Origin of the sequence: Verrucosispora sp. WMMD573 (assembly GCF_027497175.1) — a bacterium.
Taxonomy (GTDB): domain Bacteria; phylum Actinomycetota; class Actinomycetes; order Mycobacteriales; family Micromonosporaceae; genus Micromonospora.
The window spans coordinates 4,689,995-4,705,420 of record NZ_CP114901.1 but is presented as its reverse complement, the minus strand read 5'-3'; the positions used below and the strand labels follow the sequence as shown (position 1 = coordinate 4,705,420).

Annotated in this window: 14 protein-coding genes; 6 read left to right on the top strand and 8 right to left on the bottom strand. The window is 72.4% G+C overall.

Features of this window, described 5'->3' with window-relative positions; all coding sequences use genetic code 11:
* Window positions 1-39: 39 nt before the first annotated feature.
* Genes O7601_RS21435 through O7601_RS21425 form a run of 3 tightly spaced genes read right to left on the bottom strand, consistent with a single transcriptional unit; the run spans window position 40 to window position 2,190 of the window.
* A complete protein-coding gene (locus O7601_RS21435) occupies window positions 40-1,206 on the bottom strand; it encodes a GNAT family N-acetyltransferase (RefSeq protein WP_281562878.1) in 1,167 nt (388 codons plus the stop codon).
* Between the two features lie 55 nt (window positions 1,207-1,261).
* Window positions 1,262-1,729 (bottom strand): OsmC family protein, encoded by a 468-nt coding sequence (locus tag O7601_RS21430; protein ID WP_281562877.1) that lies wholly within the window; start codon window positions 1,727-1,729, stop codon window positions 1,262-1,264.
* Between the two features lie 2 nt (window positions 1,730-1,731).
* Complete coding sequence (locus tag O7601_RS21425) at window positions 1,732-2,190, bottom strand: MarR family winged helix-turn-helix transcriptional regulator (protein WP_281562876.1); 459 nt, start codon at window positions 2,188-2,190, stop codon at window positions 1,732-1,734.
* 93 nt (window positions 2,191-2,283) lie between these two features.
* Between O7601_RS21425 and O7601_RS21420 the strand changes: the two genes are divergently transcribed.
* The gene (locus O7601_RS21420; protein WP_281562875.1) at window positions 2,284-2,721 is read left to right on the top strand and encodes a hypothetical protein; all 438 of its coding nucleotides are present in this window, start codon (window positions 2,284-2,286) and stop codon (window positions 2,719-2,721) included.
* 41 nt (window positions 2,722-2,762) lie between these two features.
* Here O7601_RS21420 and cydB read toward each other — a convergent pair whose 3' ends face one another.
* Window positions 2,763-3,761, bottom strand: coding sequence for a cytochrome d ubiquinol oxidase subunit II (cydB, locus tag O7601_RS21415; RefSeq protein ID WP_281562874.1), 999 nt, complete (start codon window positions 3,759-3,761; stop codon window positions 2,763-2,765).
* A gap of 15 nt (window positions 3,762-3,776) precedes the next feature.
* Complete coding sequence (locus tag O7601_RS21410; protein WP_281562873.1) at window positions 3,777-5,192, bottom strand: cytochrome ubiquinol oxidase subunit I; 1,416 nt, start codon at window positions 5,190-5,192, stop codon at window positions 3,777-3,779.
* 177 nt (window positions 5,193-5,369) lie between these two features.
* On the opposite strand from O7601_RS21410, the gene O7601_RS21405 reads away from it, so the two are divergent.
* Entirely contained in the window at window positions 5,370-6,149 is a 780-nt protein-coding gene (locus O7601_RS21405; protein ID WP_281562872.1) for a lysophospholipid acyltransferase family protein, read from the top strand.
* Window positions 6,150-6,151: 2 nt separating this feature from the next.
* Here O7601_RS21405 and O7601_RS21400 read toward each other — a convergent pair whose 3' ends face one another.
* The 3 genes from O7601_RS21400 to O7601_RS21390 are packed head-to-tail and all read right to left on the bottom strand — an operon-like array spanning window position 6,152 to window position 8,896.
* On the bottom strand, window positions 6,152-6,517 hold the full coding sequence (locus tag O7601_RS21400; protein ID WP_281562871.1) for a hypothetical protein: 366 nt from the start codon (window positions 6,515-6,517) through the stop codon (window positions 6,152-6,154).
* Entirely contained in the window at window positions 6,514-8,232 is a 1,719-nt protein-coding gene (locus tag O7601_RS21395) for a hypothetical protein (protein ID WP_281562870.1), read from the bottom strand. Before O7601_RS21395 ends, O7601_RS21400 begins: the two co-directional genes overlap by 4 nt.
* A gap of 1 nt (window position 8,233) precedes the next feature.
* Window positions 8,234-8,896: a hypothetical protein gene (locus tag O7601_RS21390; RefSeq protein ID WP_281562869.1), complete on the bottom strand. Its 663-nt coding sequence runs from the start codon at window positions 8,894-8,896 to the stop codon at window positions 8,234-8,236.
* A gap of 156 nt (window positions 8,897-9,052) precedes the next feature.
* Between O7601_RS21390 and O7601_RS21385 the strand changes: the two genes are divergently transcribed.
* The 4 genes from O7601_RS21385 to O7601_RS21370 all read left to right on the top strand — a co-directional run bounded on the left by O7601_RS21385 (window position 9,053) and on the right by O7601_RS21370 (window position 15,382).
* Entirely contained in the window at window positions 9,053-9,823 is a 771-nt protein-coding gene (locus tag O7601_RS21385; protein WP_281562868.1) for a glycerophosphodiester phosphodiesterase, read from the top strand.
* A gap of 20 nt (window positions 9,824-9,843) precedes the next feature.
* A complete protein-coding gene (locus tag O7601_RS21380; protein ID WP_281562867.1) occupies window positions 9,844-11,238 on the top strand; it encodes an MFS transporter in 1,395 nt (464 codons plus the stop codon).
* A gap of 126 nt (window positions 11,239-11,364) precedes the next feature.
* Complete coding sequence (locus O7601_RS21375; protein ID WP_281567000.1) at window positions 11,365-12,051, top strand: thymidine kinase; 687 nt, start codon at window positions 11,365-11,367, stop codon at window positions 12,049-12,051.
* A gap of 124 nt (window positions 12,052-12,175) precedes the next feature.
* Entirely contained in the window at window positions 12,176-15,382 is a 3,207-nt protein-coding gene (locus tag O7601_RS21370) for an FtsX-like permease family protein (protein ID WP_281562866.1), read from the top strand.
* Window positions 15,383-15,426: the final 44 nt, after the last annotated feature.

Here is a 15,426-nt window from a genome sequence, read left to right as displayed (position 1 = left end):
GGTCCGGCGTCCCCTGCCGGGTCGGGCCACCGGCGTTTGTCAGAAGTAGTCGATGAGGTGGGCGGTGGGTCCGGCGGCGAGCAGGTCCAGGGCGGCCGGGTCGGGTGTGCTGTGGTGCAGCAGGCCGGTTTCGGCGAGGGTGCGGGCGGTGGCGGTGCCGGTGTAGAGGCGGGCGAAGCCGCGTACGGTCAGGTGCAGGTCGGCTTCGTCGGTGGTGCGGCGCAGGTCGGCGTGGCCGTCGGCGACGGCGAGTTGCCAGGTGCCGGTGTTCCAGTCGGCGAGATCGTCGGTGAGGGTGAAGGTGACCTGGCCGTGGGTGTGGGTGGGCCAGCCGCGGGCCTGCACGGCGCGGACGACGTCGACGGGGCGGTGCATCCAGGCGTCGCGTTCGTGTTCGCGGGCGCGTTCCAGGGGCAGGTGCAGGCTGACGGTGTCGCCGGGTAGTGGGGCCAGGCGCAGGGTCGGGGTGACGCTGTGCCAGCTGGCGAGGACGCCGACGAGGGCGCGGGCGGCGTCGGCGGTGGTGGCGAGGATGTCTTCGACGGTGAGGACGGCGTCGGGGCCGTAGCCGCGGCCACGGTTCCAGCCGGCGTATCCGACGGGGTGTCCGTCGTGTTCGACGAGGGTGAGCCCGTCGTAGGGCAGTTCGTCGGTGGCGGTGAATCGGCGGTGGGTGCGGGTGAGCAGGCCGTTGCGGTGGTGGGCGACGTGTCGGTAGAGCTCGGCGGTGGCGGGCAGGTCGGCGGCGGTGCCGGCGCGCACGCTCAGGCGCGGGTCGGGGCGGTGTCGGGGCAGGCTGGCGGTGGGCAGGTCGAGGGTGCGTAGTTGGCCGGTGATCTCCCAGCCGCAGGCGCGGTAGGGGGCGGCGGTGGTGGGGAACAACGCGCTGACGGCGGCGCCGCGATCGCGGGCGTCACGGAGCAGGGTGCTCAGCAGGGCGCGGCCCACTCCGGTGCCGCGTGCCTCGGGTGCGACGGCGACGCCGGCGACGTCTGCGGCGGGCAGGGCGTGTCCGCTCCACCATTGTTCGTCGTGCAGGTCGACGGCCTTGCCGATGATTTGCCCAGCGGGGTCGAAGGCGCCGTAGGAGGTGCGGCCGGCGGGGTTTGGTGGTGTGGGTGGTTCAGGGTCGGAGCCGAAGGCGAGCCGGCCGAGTTGCCAGGCGTCGTTCAGGTCGTCGGGGGTGAGTTCACGCACGTCAGGCACGCGCCGACGATAGCGGTCGTGGCGGTGCGGTCGAGTGATTTTGTGCGTGGGCTGTTCAGGTGGTGGTGACCGGGTCGTGGTGGACCGGGAAGTTGACCGAGTTGGCGATGAAGCAGGTGTGGTGGGCGTCGTCGTGCAGCGCGGCGGCGATGTCGGTGGTGGTGGGGTCGGCGACGGTGACGTGGGGTCGCAGGGTGACCTCGGTGAAGTGGCCGTTTCCGGTGTTGTCGGTGGTCATGGTGCCGGTGGCGTGGTCGACGTAGTCGGTGACGACGATGCCCTTGTCCGCGCACAGGTGCAGGTAGGCGAGCATGTGGCACTGGGACAGGGCGGCCAGGAGGAGTTGTTCGGGGTTCCAGCGGGTCCGGTCGCCGTGGAAGGTGGGGTCGGAGCTGCCGGGGATGGGTGGGCGGCCGTCGGTGGTGATGTCGTGTTCGCGTCGGTAGTCGCGGTAGCCGCTGGTGCCGGTGCCGAGGTTGCCGGTCCAGGTGACTGTGGTGGCGTAGTGGTGGGTGCGGGCCATGGTCAGCCTTTCGGTTCGTGGTGGTGGGTGAGCAGGAGGTTGAGCAGGCGGACGAGTTGATGGCGGTCGGTGGGGTTCAGTGGGGCGAGCAGGGTTTCCTGGGCGGTGTCGAGGGCGTGTTGCAGGTGGGTGAGTTCGCGTTGGCCGGCGGGGGTGATGCGGACTATGTTGCGGCGGCGGTCGGTGGGGTCGGGTTGGCGGCGGACGAGGTGGCGGTCGGCGAGGTCGTTGAGGGTGGCGACGATGTCGCTGCGGTCGATGCCGCTGTGTCGGCCGAGGTCGGCTTGGCTGGCGGGGCCGGTTTCGGCGAGGGTCGCCAGTAGTCGGTAGTGGTAGCCGCGGGCGTGGCGGGTGTCGAGTGCGGCGGTGACGATGCGGGCGGCGTGGGCGGCGGTCTGGGTGAACAGCCAGCTGGGGGTGGTGCGGAGTCGGCTGGGTGTGGGTGTGCTGGGTTGCTCCATGTGGGGACTGTACGTGATTTCGTTGGCGGCACCCACGATCACTGCTATGTTGGCCACACCAACGTTGGCAAGACCAATGGATAGGGGTTTGACATGTCCATCACCCTCAACGGGCAGATCCTCGGCCGGACCCACTACGCCACCCGGGCGGTGCTGGAGCGGGAGCTAAACCGTCTCGGGTTGACCTTCACGCAGGCGTTGCTGCTCAACGCCTTGGCTGCCGCCGGCGCTCCGCTCCCCCGCGTCGATGCCGCCCGTCGGCTGGTCGACGCGGTGAAGGTGTCGACCGCGACGGCGCACGCCACGCTGGCCGAGTTGATCGCGGCGACGCTTGTGGCACCGGTGCCCACCGACGCCTCCCGGGTCGCGCTGACCCCGACCGGGCGGCAGGCGCAGCAGGTGGTCGCCGCGGTTTCCGCCGAGATCGGAGCCCGGCTGTGGGCCGATCTTCCGACCGATGAGCTGGCGGCTGCGGCGCGGGTGCTGGACGTGGTGCGACGCCGCGCCGAGCAGGTTCTGGCGACGGCGTGACGGGCGGGCGGGCCCGGGTGCCACCGGGGCCCGCCCGCCGGTCAGTGCTGGGGGATGTGGGCCACGCCGATGCGCTTGCGGAAGACCCAGTAGGTCCAGCCCTGGTAGGCCAGCACGATCGGGGTGAAGAACACCGCCACCCAGGTCATGATCGTGAGGGTGTAGGGGGTGGAGGCGGCGTTGGTGGCGGTGAGGGTGCCGGCGGGGTCCAGCGTGGAGGGCAGCACGTTCGGGAACAGGGCGGCGAACAGGGTGGCCACCGCCAGCCCGATCGCCGCGGCGGTGCCGGTGAAGGCCCAGCCCTCCCGGCGTACCGTGGCGGCGGCGAGACCGCCGAGCAGCGCGAGGGCGGCGGCGACGGCGAGCACGACGGCGGCCGTGCTGGAGCGGATGGTCAGGGTCCAGCTCAGAAAGGCCACCGCGAGGACCGCCGCGGCCACGCCCAGGCGCACGGCGAGCGCGGCGGCCCGGCCGCGGATGTCGCCGACGGTCTTGAGGGCGACGAAGACGGCGCCGTGGGTGGCGAACAGCGCCGCGGTGGTCGCGCCGCCGAGCAGGGCGTACGGGTTGAGCAGGTTGAGCAGTCCGCCGACGTACTCGTGCTCGGCGTCCAGCGGCACGCCGCGCAGGATGTTGGCGAACGCCACGCCCCACAGGATCGCCGGGACGAGTGAGCCGAACAAGATGGCGTTGTCCCAGCGGCGTTTCCAGGACGCCTCGGGACGCTTGTGGCGGTATTCGAAGGCGACGCCGCGGGCGATCAGGGCCAGCAGGATGAGCAGCAGGGGCAGGTAGAAGCCGGAGAAGAGGGTGGCGTACCACTCGGGGAAGGCGGCGAACATGGCGCCTCCGGCGGTGATCAGCCAGACCTCGTTGCCGTCCCAGACCGGCCCGATGGTGTTGATCATGACGCGGCGTTCCTTGTCGTCGCGGCCGAGCACGGGCAGCAGCATGCCGACGCCGAAGTCGAAGCCTTCGAGGATGAAGTAGCCGGTGAACAGCACGGCGACGAGGAGAAACCAGATGGTGGTCAGTTCCACGGTGGGGCTCCGGACTCAGTAGGCGAAGGCGAGCGGGCGCTCGGCGTCGTCGGTGTCGTCGGGTTCGGGGGCCGGGGTGACGTCGGGTACGCCGGCCTTGGCGTAGCGGACCAGCAGTTTCACCTCGATGACGGCGAGGACGGCGTAGATGAGGGTGAAGGCGGTGAAGGAGGTGAGCACCTCGGTCAGGGAGACGCTGCGGGACACGCCGTCGCGGGTGAGCATCTCGCCGAAGACGATCCAGGGTTGGCGGCCCATCTCGGTGAAGATCCAGCCGAAGGAGTTGGCCAGCAGCGGCAGGATCGGCATGACCAGGCCGGCGCGTAGCAGCCATTTGCTGTTCGGGACGGCGCGGCCCTTGCGCTGGGTCCAGAGCACCAGCAGGGCGATGGCGGCGGCGGCGAGCCCGAAGCCGATCATCATGCGGAAGCTCCAGTAGGTGACCGGGATGATCGGGGTGTAGCTGCCGGCGCCGTACTGGGCGCTGTAGCGGGCCTGGAGGTCGTTGATGCCCTGCACGGTGCCGTTGGGGTCGCCGGTGCCGAGGTAGGACAGCAGGTACGGAATCTTGATAGCGAACAGTTCGCGGCTGCCGTCGAGGCTGCCGACGGTCAGGACGGAGAACGACGCGGGGTTCTCGGTGGCGTAGAGCCCTTCGGCGGCGGCCATCTTCATCGGCTGCACCTGCGTCATGATCTTGCCTTGGATGTCGCCGGTGATGACGACGACGGTGGCGGCGATCAGGGTGACCCAGGAACCGAAGCGGGCGGCGAAGCGGTAGGCGGGAGTGTCGGCGCTGTCGCGGTTGCGGATGAGGTGCCACAGAGCGACGGCCACCAGCAGCGACCCGGCGACCAGGAAGGCGCCGGCGATGGTGTGCGGGAAGGTGATCAGGGCGACCTTGTTGGTCAGCACGGCGAGGAAGTCGGTCAGTTCGGCGCGGCCGGTGTCCGGGTTGTAGCGGTAGCCGACCGGGTTCTGCATGAACGAGTTCGCGGCGAGGATGAAGTACGCCGACAGGTTGGTGCCGATGGCCGCGGCCCAGATGCTGGCCAGGTGCAGGCGTTTGGGCAGGCGGTCCCAGCCGAAGATCCACAGGCCGATGAAGGTGGATTCGAGGAAGAACGCGACCAGGGCCTCGATGGCCAGGGGTGCGCCGAAGATGTCGCCGACGAAGCGGGAGTAGTCGCTCCAGTTCATGCCGAACTGGAACTCCTGCACGATCCCGGTGACCACGCCCATGGCGAAGTTGATCAAGAAGAGTTTGCCGTAGAACTTGGTGAGCTTGAGGTACTTCTCATCCCCCGTGCGGTGCCAGAGTGTCTGGAGGATGGCGACCAGAACGGACAGGCCGATGGTCAGCGGCACGAAGAGAAAGTGGTAGACGGTGGTGACACCGAACTGCCAGCGGGCGACGTCCAACGCGTCCACCTGCGACCCCCAGGCTATTCATACTACAAGGCGTAGTAAATACTACAGGGCGTCGTACGTCGATTGGCAGAGTCGGGCGACCCGAACAGGACCGGGACCAATGACCCTGCTCACTCCTGCCGTACGGCCCGCCCTGGCCGCCGCGTCGCCCGTTGGCCGTGCGACCATGTCCCGCTGATGGAAGCAGCCCACTCCCCCTGGCACCCGCCGCTGATCTGGCGCGTCGCGTTGCTGCTGGCCCGCGTCGTCGTCGGGATGCTGGCCCGGCTGGAGGTCACCGGTGACATCCCGGCCCGGATGCGCGGCGGGCCGCTGATCCTGGCCGCCAACCACATCAGCCCGTTCGACCCGATCGTGCTCGCCGCAGCCTGCCGGGCCCGCCGGGTGGCGCCCCGGATCATGGCCACCGGTGGGCTGTTCCGGGCTCCGCTGATCGGGGCCGCGATGCGCAGCGCCGGGCACATCCGCGTCGACCGGGGCACCAGCGGCGTACACCGGGCACTGGACGACGCCACCGCCGCGGTCGCCGTCGGCGCGCCGATCCTGGTCTATCCGGAGGGACGGATCGGCCTCGACCCGGGCATGTGGCCCGAACGCGGCAAGACCGGTGCCGCCCGCCTCGCCCTGGCCTGCGGCGCGCCAGTCATCCCCGTCGCCCAGTGGGGATCCCATGAGGTGCTGCCCTACCAGGCCCCGAAAGGGATGCTGCGCGGCGTCGCTCGGGCGTTGGTGCGCCGCCCCACCGTACGGGTGCACTTCGGCGACCCGGTGGACCTGGCCGAGGTGGCCCGCGGCGCGCCCGGCGCGGCCCGCCGGGCCACCGACCGGATCATCGACGCGCTCACCGACACCCTGGCCCCGCTGCGGCCGGACGAACCCGAAGGCCCCCGCCACGTCGACCCCAGCCGGCCAGTCGACCTCAGCCGCGTACACCGGCGCCGCCCCGCCGCCGGTTGAGTTCAGGTCGCCTGCTGCACCGCCCGCAACACCTCGGTCACGGCCGAGGCCACCGGAGCCACCGGCGCGGCCAGCGCCGCCAGGCGCCGCAGCAGCGCCGTGACCCGGGCCGGCTCTGGATCCGGCCGCGCCAGCTGGACCCGCAGCTCCGCGGCCACCGCCCGAGCCGGCTCCGGCAACTCGTCACGATGCCGGTCGAGGGTCTGCACCAGTTGTGTGATCAGGGCCGGCAGGTCCACCCCCGGTGCCGTGGCCCACAGTCCCCCGCCGACCGCGTGCGCGCCCGGACCCACTGCCTGGTTGCCGACCTGGCTCACCCCACCGGACTGCTGGACACCGAAGTTGATCGAGTTGTCGGACGTGGTCATGACGGCCTCCCGGTGCCGGCTCGACGGCTCGTGCCCTGCGGCGACGGCTGCTCCGTGGTGCTCTGCTGCTCCGCCCGCGCCCCGGCGCCCACCGCCTGGTTACCGACGACGCTGAGGCCACCGGTCTGGATCACACCCTGGTTGAGGATCATGGTTTGCCGGGTGCGGAACTCGGCGGTGTCCACACCCTTGTCCTCCAGGAAGTCGACGATGGCGGCCAGCACGTGCCGCTCGACCACCTTGAGATGCTTCGCGGCGTCGAGCACCTGGAAATAGTTGTGGTAGGTGGTGCCGGTGGCCAGCTCCCGTACGCCGGCCCGGGCCCCGTAGTCGTAGCCGAGGTCCTCGCGGGCCATCCGGCGTGACCGCGCCTGCCGGATCTGGTGCCGCACCACCTGGACGCCGTCGCGTACCAGGCGCACCGGCGCACCGAAGGCGGTACGCACCAACTGCTCGGCGGCGGCGGTGAACAGCTGGACGAACTGACGCACCGGGATCCACTCGGTCAGCCGGTCCACGTCGTGGTACTCGATGCGGGGCGGCTCCAGCAACGTCCGGGCGCACTCCAGGTAGAGCACCCGGCCATCGGTGGAGAAGTGCAGGAACGTGCAGGCCACCACCTCGCCGCCCCAGGACGGCACCAGAGCGCCCAGGAAATGCCGGGCAGCGCCCTGCGGCCGGCTCGCCACCGCCCGCAGCTGCTCGTCGGACCAGCGTTGCCGGGGCATCCGGCCGCGGTCGGGCAGCAGCTGCGGATCGTCGGTCAGCAGCCCGCCGTGCACGAACACCCGATCCTCCAGCACCAGACCGGCGAGCCGTTCCGGATTCAGTTCCGGGTCGCCGGCCGGGTCGAGTCGGATCGCCGCCAGTCGTCGCCGTACGTGGTCGATCAGATCCACCACGGCGAACTGCACGGTGGCGTCCGGGTCGTCGCCGGTGACCGCAGTCGACGGTTCGGGTAGATGCTGTTCGGCCCGGTGGATCGGCAGGGCGAACGACCAGCCGGCCACCGGTGCGCCGTGCCCGACGAACGGCGTGTACCCGCTGTAGATCGTCACGTTGCCGTGCTGCGCCGTGTCGAGCTGGGCCAGGCGTGCCGCGAGGCGCTGCGGCACCGGGCCGGTGTCGGGTGACGCGGGCTGGAAGTGACCACGCCGCAGCCGCTGCACCAGCAGCTGCCGGGTGCCCAGCAGGTGCAGCACCAGGATGAGGTACGCCAGCAGCCCGGCCACCAGCGCCAGCCACGGCAGGCCGACCATCCAACTGATCATGCCGCCGTCGCTGTCGGTGTCGAGCCCGGCGAACTGCGCCAACAGCCACAGTGACACCACGGCCGTCGCCGCCAGCGCCGTCACCGAGGCCAGCGGGCGGTGCCGGTTGGCCCGGGCCAGCGACATGCCGATCGCCAGCACCGCCGCGGTCTGCAGCGTCCACAGCGGCGCCAGCAGCACGGCCATGCTGCCGGCGACGAGCAGGCCGGCGTCGCGACGGATGCGCCGCTGACGTGCCTCAAGGCAGTGCCGCAGCACGGTGGTCAGGTCGAAGCCGACCGAGGGCGCCACCGCCCGGAGCTCGTCGTCGAAGACCTCGGACAGGGCCGAGTCGGCGAACGTGTCGTCGGTGTGCGCCGCCACACACAGGTAGCGGGTCGCCTCGCTCGTGGCGTCGGTCGGGTCCGCCGTCGAGTCCTCGGGGGTGGCCTGCCGGATCACCATGTCAGTTGCCTCCCAACCCGGGGACGGCAGGTCGGGTCCGGTGCCGCCGGGCCGGCACCGCCGCCAGCAGCAGACCCACGACGAAGCCGCACAGCAGGGCCCGTACCAGTTCGTTGAGCAGTTCCGCACGCATCCCCGACCCGGCGTAGGCGCCGCTGTCGACGGCCAGGTGCACCAGGGCGCCGCCGACCGTGGCGAGCGCCGCCGCCGCGACCGTCGCACCGAGGGTGGCGAAGAAGCGGTACGCCCGGGACGGCGGGTCGCCCGCGGCCAGCCGGCGCAGCATCACCAGCACGATCAGGACGAACAGCGCCACCTGGGCGGTGCGCGCGAGTTGGTAGCCGGACGCGGGGTCGGGGCTGCCCCACCGCAGCCAGGACAGCCCCAGCAGCAGCGCGTCGACCGCGATCGTGACGATGCCGGCCGGGCCGTCGGTGCGGGGCAGGTTGACGCTCAGCTCCCGGATCACGTCGTATCCCCAGGGGCTGCCGGCGACCAGCGTGATGACCAGCAGCGCCCCGAACCCGGCCGGGACGCTGCGGGTCGCCGGGCGGCGCGGCGGCGTAACGCGCCCGGGCAGCGGATGCACCGGGCGGATGGTCAGCGCCGCTGGCGTCGAGGACGGGTCGTCGCGTCGCGGTGCGGGATTCGGCCACGCCATCACCGGGGCATCGTGACCGATTCCGGTCGAACCGGGAAGGTTACTGTCCGGCATCCGGCAATCACCAGCGGGTACTGGCGGGGTGTGGACGACGGGAGCTACCCGGCTGGCCGCCGGCCCGCCACCGGTCGGTTACCGGGGCCAGGCATACTGCGCCGCGTGCCCACGACCGCGCACCCCTACCTCGACGCGCCCGCGCCGCTGGCCTTCGCCCATCGCGGCGGCGCCGCCGACGGCGAGGAGAACACCGTCGCCGCGTTCGCCCGGGCGGTCCAGCTGGGCTACCGGTACGTCGAGACCGACGTGCACGCGACCGCCGACGGGGTGGCCGTGGTGTTCCACGACGACACCCTGGAACGGGTCACCGGGCAACGCGGCCGGGTGGACGCGATGCGCTGGGCCGACCTGGCCACGGTGCGCGTCGGCGGCTCCGCCGTGGTGCCCCGCCTCGACGAGGTGCTCGGCGCGTGGCCGCAGGTGCGGTTCAACATCGACGTCAAGTCCGACCGGGGGGCGGCGCCGACGGTGGCCACGGTCGACCGGGCCGGTGCCGGCGACCGGGTGCTGCTGGCCTCGTTCAGTGACGCCCGGCTGACCCGGCTGCGTGCCCTGACCGATGGGCGGGTCGCCACCAGCCTCGGGGTGCGCGGGGTGGCCCGGCTGCGGTGGGCCTCGTGGACCGGACGTCCGCTGCGGCTGCCGCCGTCGGTGGTGGCCGCGCAGGTGCCCGTGCGCTACGGCCGGGTGCCGGTGGTCGACCGTCGGTTCCTGCGCACGGCCCACCGGCTCGGCCTGCAGGTGCACGTCTGGACGATCGACGAACCCACCGAGATGCACGAGTTACTTGATCTTGGGGTTGATGGCATCATGACCGACCACGTCGGCGTGCTGCGCGACGTCTACCGCAGCCGCGGCCACTGGGCCGCCTGAACACCTGGGCGGAGGACCCCATGGCCGAGACGGTCACCCCGACGGCGCAGGACATCCCACCACCGCGGAGCACCCGCCGGGAGCGCACCGGCTGGTACTTCTACGACTGGGCGAACTCGGCCTTCCAGACCACCGTCATCACGGTCTTCCTCGGCCCGTTCCTGACCAGCGTCGCCGAGGTCGCCGCCGGGTGCGAACTCGGCGCGGACGAGTGCGTCGGGTACGTGTACCCGTTGGGCATCAAGGTGGCCGCCGGCTCCTACTACCCGTACCTGATCTCGCTGTCGGTGCTGCTGACGGTGTTCGTGCTGCCGGTGATCGGCGCGATCGCCGACCGGTCGCTGCACAAGAAGAGGCTACTGGCCGCCACGGCGTTCACCGGGGCCACCGCGACCGTCGGCATGCTCTTCGTCACCGGGGACCGCTACCTGCTCGGCGGCGCACTGTTCATGGTCGCCAACATCAGCTTCGGCGCGGCGATCGTGGTGTACAACTCGTTCCTGCCGCAGCTGGGTGGGCCGGACGAGCGCGACGCGATCTCCAGCCGGGGCTGGGCGCTGGGCTACCTGGGTGGCGGTCTGCTGCTGGCGTTGAACCTCGTCGCGGTGCAGTCGTTCGACAACGGCACCGCCGAACGCACCCTGGACCTGGCCCGCTGGTCCATCGTCTCGGCCGGGCTGTGGTGGGCGGTGTTCACCCTGGTGCCGCTGCGCTGGCTGCGGGAGCACCCCACCGCCGCCGCGCTGGCCGCCGCCGGGCGAGGCAACGTGCTCACCGACGGGTTCCGCCAGCTCGGCCGTACTCTGCGGGAGATCAAGGCGTACCCGCTGACGCTGTTCTTCCTGCTGGCGTTCCTGGTCTACAACGACGGCATCCAGACCGTCATCACCCTGGCCAGCCAGTACGGCACCGAGGAACTGCGGCTCGGGCAGAGCACCCTGATCGTGACCATCCTGCTGGTGCAGTTCCTGGCCTTCGGGGGCGCACTCGGTCTCGGTGCCCTGGCCGGGCGGATCGGGGCCTGGAAGACGGTGCTGCTCAGCCTGGTGCTGTGGACCGGGGTGATCGTCGCGGCGTTCCGGCTGCCGGCCGAGGCGCCGCTGCCGTTCATGGTTCTCGGCGCGGCCATCGGCCTGGTCCTCGGTGGCAGCCAGGCGCTGAGCCGCTCGCTGTTCAGCCAGCTGATTCCCGCCGGCAAGGAGGGCGAGTACTACGGCTTCTACGAGATCAGCGACAAGGGCACCAGCTGGCTCGGCCCCCTCGCGTTCGGCCTGGTGTTCCAGCTCACCAACTCCTACCGGGTCGGCCTGGTCTCCCTGCTGATCTTCTTCGTGGTCGGGTTCCTGTTGCTGCTGGCGGTGCCGATCCGGCGGGCCATCGTCGCCGCCGGAAACACCCCGCCCCGGGTGCTCTGACCCGGGCGACGTTGCGATGATCGACACCCCGGCCGGGTGGACCGCGCGGGCCGGGCGCAGATCGCACTAGGCTGCCGGTCCGTGACGACCGACGACGCCCTACCGACCTGCCTGGCCCGCCCGACACTGCCCGCCGCGGGTGACAGCCCGGCCGGGTGCCTCGCCGCCCGCGGCGTCGACGGGCGACCGGCGCACGCCGCCGCGCTGCGGTTCTACTGGGGGCCGATGGACTGCGGCAAGTCCACGATGGCGCTGCAGATGAACTACAACCATGCCCGGCAGGGCCGCCGGGGACTGGTCACCACTCGCATCGACCGGTCACTCGGCCCGCAGGTGACCACCCGCATCGGGCTGGCCCACGAGGCCATCGAGGTGACCGACTCGCTGGACCTGCGGACCCTGGTCCGCGACGCCTGGGCCGACGGGGTGCGGGTGGATTACCTGATCTGCGACGAGGCCAGCTTCTACGGGGTCGAGCACGTGGAGCAGATGGCCGACCTGGTCGACAGCTACGACGTCGACGTGTACGCCTTCGGCCTGGCCACCGACTTCCGCTCCAGCCTGTTCCCGGCGGCGCAGCGGCTGTTCGAGCTGGCCGACTCGGTGGCCCGGATCCAGGTCGAGGTGCTCTGCTGGTGCGGCCGTGAGGGCCTGCTCAACGCCCGCGTCGCCGACGGGCGGGTGGCCCGCGAGGGCGCACAGGTCGTCATCGGCGACACCGTCGACACCGCGGACGTGCGGTACCAGGTGCTCTGCCGGCGGCACCACCGCGCCGGCGACCTGGGCCCGGGCAGCGGGGCGCCCGGCAGCTGAGCCGCATCCGGCATAACGAAACGATCACCGCTGCGAACCTTTCCCGGGACTCGCCCCCTTCTGGTGCATGACGGCAGCAACCAGGGGCCACACCGGCCCGCGAACCGGCGGGGGTACAGGACAGATGAGGTTCGCGTTGCGACGTGCCCGGGCCACGAGGGGTTTGCTGCTGGCCGCCGCCGGGGCGGCGCTGGTGGCCACCGTCGCGCTCACCGGTCTGGCCGCGTACAACCGGGACGTCGTCGACTCCGGCACCCGCAACGTGCTGGCGGCGGCCACCGCCGAGGAACGCTCGATCCTGGTACGCGCCTCCGCCGGAGGCACCGATGCGGCGCTGCGGGACCGTGACGGCGCGTTGCGCAAGCAGGTCGCCGCCGACCTGGCCGGGCTGCCGGCCCGGGTCAGCGCTGCCGGGTACGCGGCCGGTCGACAGCTGCGCGGCGACACCGGAGACGCCGTGGCCGACCGCAGCGGGGCCACCTACGCGTCGGTGATGTTCCTCGACGACCTGCCCGCGCACGCCCGGCTGAGTGCCGGGGCGTGGCCGCGGACCGGCGTCGAACCGGTGCAGACCGCGATCGCCGAGGCCGCGGCGGCGGCGTTGCGGGTGGGCGTCGGTGACCGCATCCCGATCACTGACGGGCTCAGCGAGCAGGTCACCGAGGTTGTCGTGACAGGCGTGTTCGCCCCGGTCGACCCGGATGCCGCGTACTGGCGGTTGGCGCCGGAGACGACGACCGGTTCGCTGCCCCAGGCAGCCACCTACGGCCCGATGACGGTGTCCCGGGACGACTTCGTCACCCATTTCCTGGCCAATGCCTCCGCCGGCTGGCTGGTGGAGCCCGATCTGGCCGGGGTCGGCCCCACCGCACTGGACCGGCTCGCCGACGCCGCCGGCCGGATCACCACGAGCAGCCCGGCCGAGGCCGGCCTCGGCGATTCGGCGGTGGTCAGCGGTAATTTGGTGGCCCTGGTGCAGCGGCTACGCCAGGCCACCCTCGTCGGCCGGTCCGCCCTGGTCACCCCGATGCTGCTGGTGGTGGTGCTCGGCGGGTACGCGCTGCTGCTCGTGGCGATCCTGCTCACCGAGCACCGGCGGGGTGAGACGGCGCTGCTGCGGGCCCGGGGCGCCGCCCGCTGGCAGGTGGCCGGGCTGACCGCCCGGGAGGCCACCCTGGTCGTCGTGCCGGCGGTGCTCCTCGCCCCGCCGCTGGTGATGGAGCTGCTGGGGCTGGCCGACCGGCTGCCCGGGCTCGCCGCCGTTTCGCTGCGGCCGGACTGGGCCGACCCGACGGTGTGGCTGGTGGCCGGGCTCGCGGCCGCCGGTTGCGCGGCCGCGATGATCGGTCCGAGCCTGCGCCGAGGCGACAGCTATGTCGCGGACCTGGCCAGCCGCTCCCGCCCGAGCCGGCGGGGCATGGTGCAGCGGGCCGGGCTGGACGTCCTGCTCGTCGGCTTGGCCCTGCTCAGCTGGTACCAGCTGAGCAGGTACTCGTCCCCGCTGTCCCGGTCCCGGGGCGGTGAGCTGGGTGTCGATCCGCTGCTGGCGGCCGCGCCGACGCTCGGCGTGCTGGCCGGGGCGGTGCTCGCGTTGCGACTGCTGCCGCCGCTGGTGCGGCTGACCGAACGCTGGGTGGACCGCCGGCCGTGGACCGCCGTCATGCTCGGCACCTGGCAGGCCGGCAGGCGTCCGCACGCCGGCCCGGTGCTGCTGCTCGCCCTCGCCGTGGCGGTCGGCACCCTGGCCTGGTCCCTCGCCGGGACCTCGCAACGTTCCCTCGACGACCAGGCCGCCCACCGGGTCGGTGCCGACCTGCGGCTGACCGAGGTCACCGGTGCCGCCCCCGACGGCCGCGCCGACCAGATCGCCGACCTGCCGGGTGCCCGGGCGGTCCTGCCGGCCTGGCGGGAGCCGGTGCGGCTCGGTGCCGGCGCCGAACCGGCCACCATGGTGGCGGTGGACGCCGGTGCCGCCGACGGGGTGCTGCGGTTGCGTTCCGACCTGGCCGGCGGATCCACCGGTCGGCTGCTCGGCGGCCTCGCGGACGCGCGGGTGCCGGCACCGGCGACGGTGTTGCCGACCGGTACCCGGCGACTGACCGGTCAGCTGCGGACCCGGGGCGTCGTCGACATCGGCACGGGTGGGCGGATCCGCCACGAGGTCGTACTCAGCGACGTCCGGGGCGAACACCGCCGGGTGGTCCTGGGCACGACCGGCTGGGATGGTCAGCCGCTACGGTTCTCCGTCGAGTTGCCGGCCGGCGACGGGCCGTGGCGGTTGGCCGGCTTCACCACCGAAACCCGAGGTGGTCCACGACTGAGCCTCGACTGGCGGTTGTCGGACCTGCGGGCCAGCCCGGACGCCAGCGCCGGCACCCCGATCGATCTGGGCGCGGACGGACCGTGGCAGGTGGTCGACCGGGTGGGAACCGTCACCGCGTCCACCGGCTCCGGTGCCACCCTGTCCGGCCGCTACGCACGTGACATGCCGGTGAGCTGGAATGCCCCGGACACTCCGGTGCAGTTGGCCGTCACCCGGCCGGCCGGCACCAACCCGGTGCCGGTGGTCGCCACCGCGGCGGCGCTGGACATGCTGCACCTCGACGTCGGGACGCAGACCCGGCTGTTCCTGGGTGGGGCCGAGGTCGATGTCGTCGTGGTCGACCGGGTCACGGCCCTGCCCGGTGACGTCGAGGACGCCGCGTTGCTTGTCGACCTGCCGTCGTTGCGTACCCGGCTGTTCCACGAACACGGCATCGTCCGCTCGCCGCAGGAATGGTGGGTGGCCGCCCGACCCGGCACGGCGGCGCAGGTGGCCGGGGCAGCCGCCGCGCTCGACGGTCTGACCGTGCTGGATCGCCGGGACGTCGCCGACCAGCTGGCGCGCGACCCGTTCGGCGTGGGCGCCCGTGGTGCCCTCTTCGTCGCCGCCCTCGCGGCGGTGCTGCTGGCCGCGGTGGGCGTGGCCGTGGACGTCAGCGCCACGGCGCGGCGCCGGGCCGGGGAACTGGCGGTGCTGCACACCCTCGGCGCGGGTCACCGCCTGGTGGCCCGGTCGCTGCTGGCCGAGCAGTCGTTGCTCGCCGGCATGGGTGTGCTGGTGGGGTTGGCCGTGGGCATCGGCGTGGCGGCGACGATGGCCCCGCTTGTCATCCTCACCCCGTCGGCGGACCGCCCCGATCCGCCGCCGCTGCTGAGCGTCGACTGGGTGCCGGTGCTGGGCACCGGTGTCGGACTGCTGGCGCTGGCTCTGGCGTTCAGCGCCGCGGTGTCGGTGAGCGTGCGGCGGCGGCTCACCGCCGCGCACCTTCGTGCCGGGGAGGCCCAGTGAGCGCGAGGAGTGAGCTTGCGAGCCCCGCAGCCGCGAACGAAAGG

Coding starts and splice junctions, on each gene's coding strand:
- O7601_RS21380 (WP_281562867.1), top strand. CDS start 9,844: ATGGCCGAGACGGTCACCCCGACGGCGCAGGACATCCCACCACCGCGG.
- O7601_RS21395 (WP_281562870.1), bottom strand. CDS start 8,232: ATGGTGATCCGGCAGGCCACCCCCGAGGACTCGACGGCGGACCCGACC.
- O7601_RS21405 (WP_281562872.1), top strand. CDS start 5,370: ATGGAAGCAGCCCACTCCCCCTGGCACCCGCCGCTGATCTGGCGCGTC.
- O7601_RS21400 (WP_281562871.1), bottom strand. CDS start 6,517: ATGACCACGTCCGACAACTCGATCAACTTCGGTGTCCAGCAGTCCGGT.
- O7601_RS21430 (WP_281562877.1), bottom strand. CDS start 1,729: ATGGCCCGCACCCACCACTACGCCACCACAGTCACCTGGACCGGCAAC.
- O7601_RS21420 (WP_281562875.1), top strand. CDS start 2,284: ATGTCCATCACCCTCAACGGGCAGATCCTCGGCCGGACCCACTACGCC.
- O7601_RS21370 (WP_281562866.1), top strand. CDS start 12,176: ATGAGGTTCGCGTTGCGACGTGCCCGGGCCACGAGGGGTTTGCTGCTG.
- O7601_RS21425 (WP_281562876.1), bottom strand. CDS start 2,190: ATGGAGCAACCCAGCACACCCACACCCAGCCGACTCCGCACCACCCCC.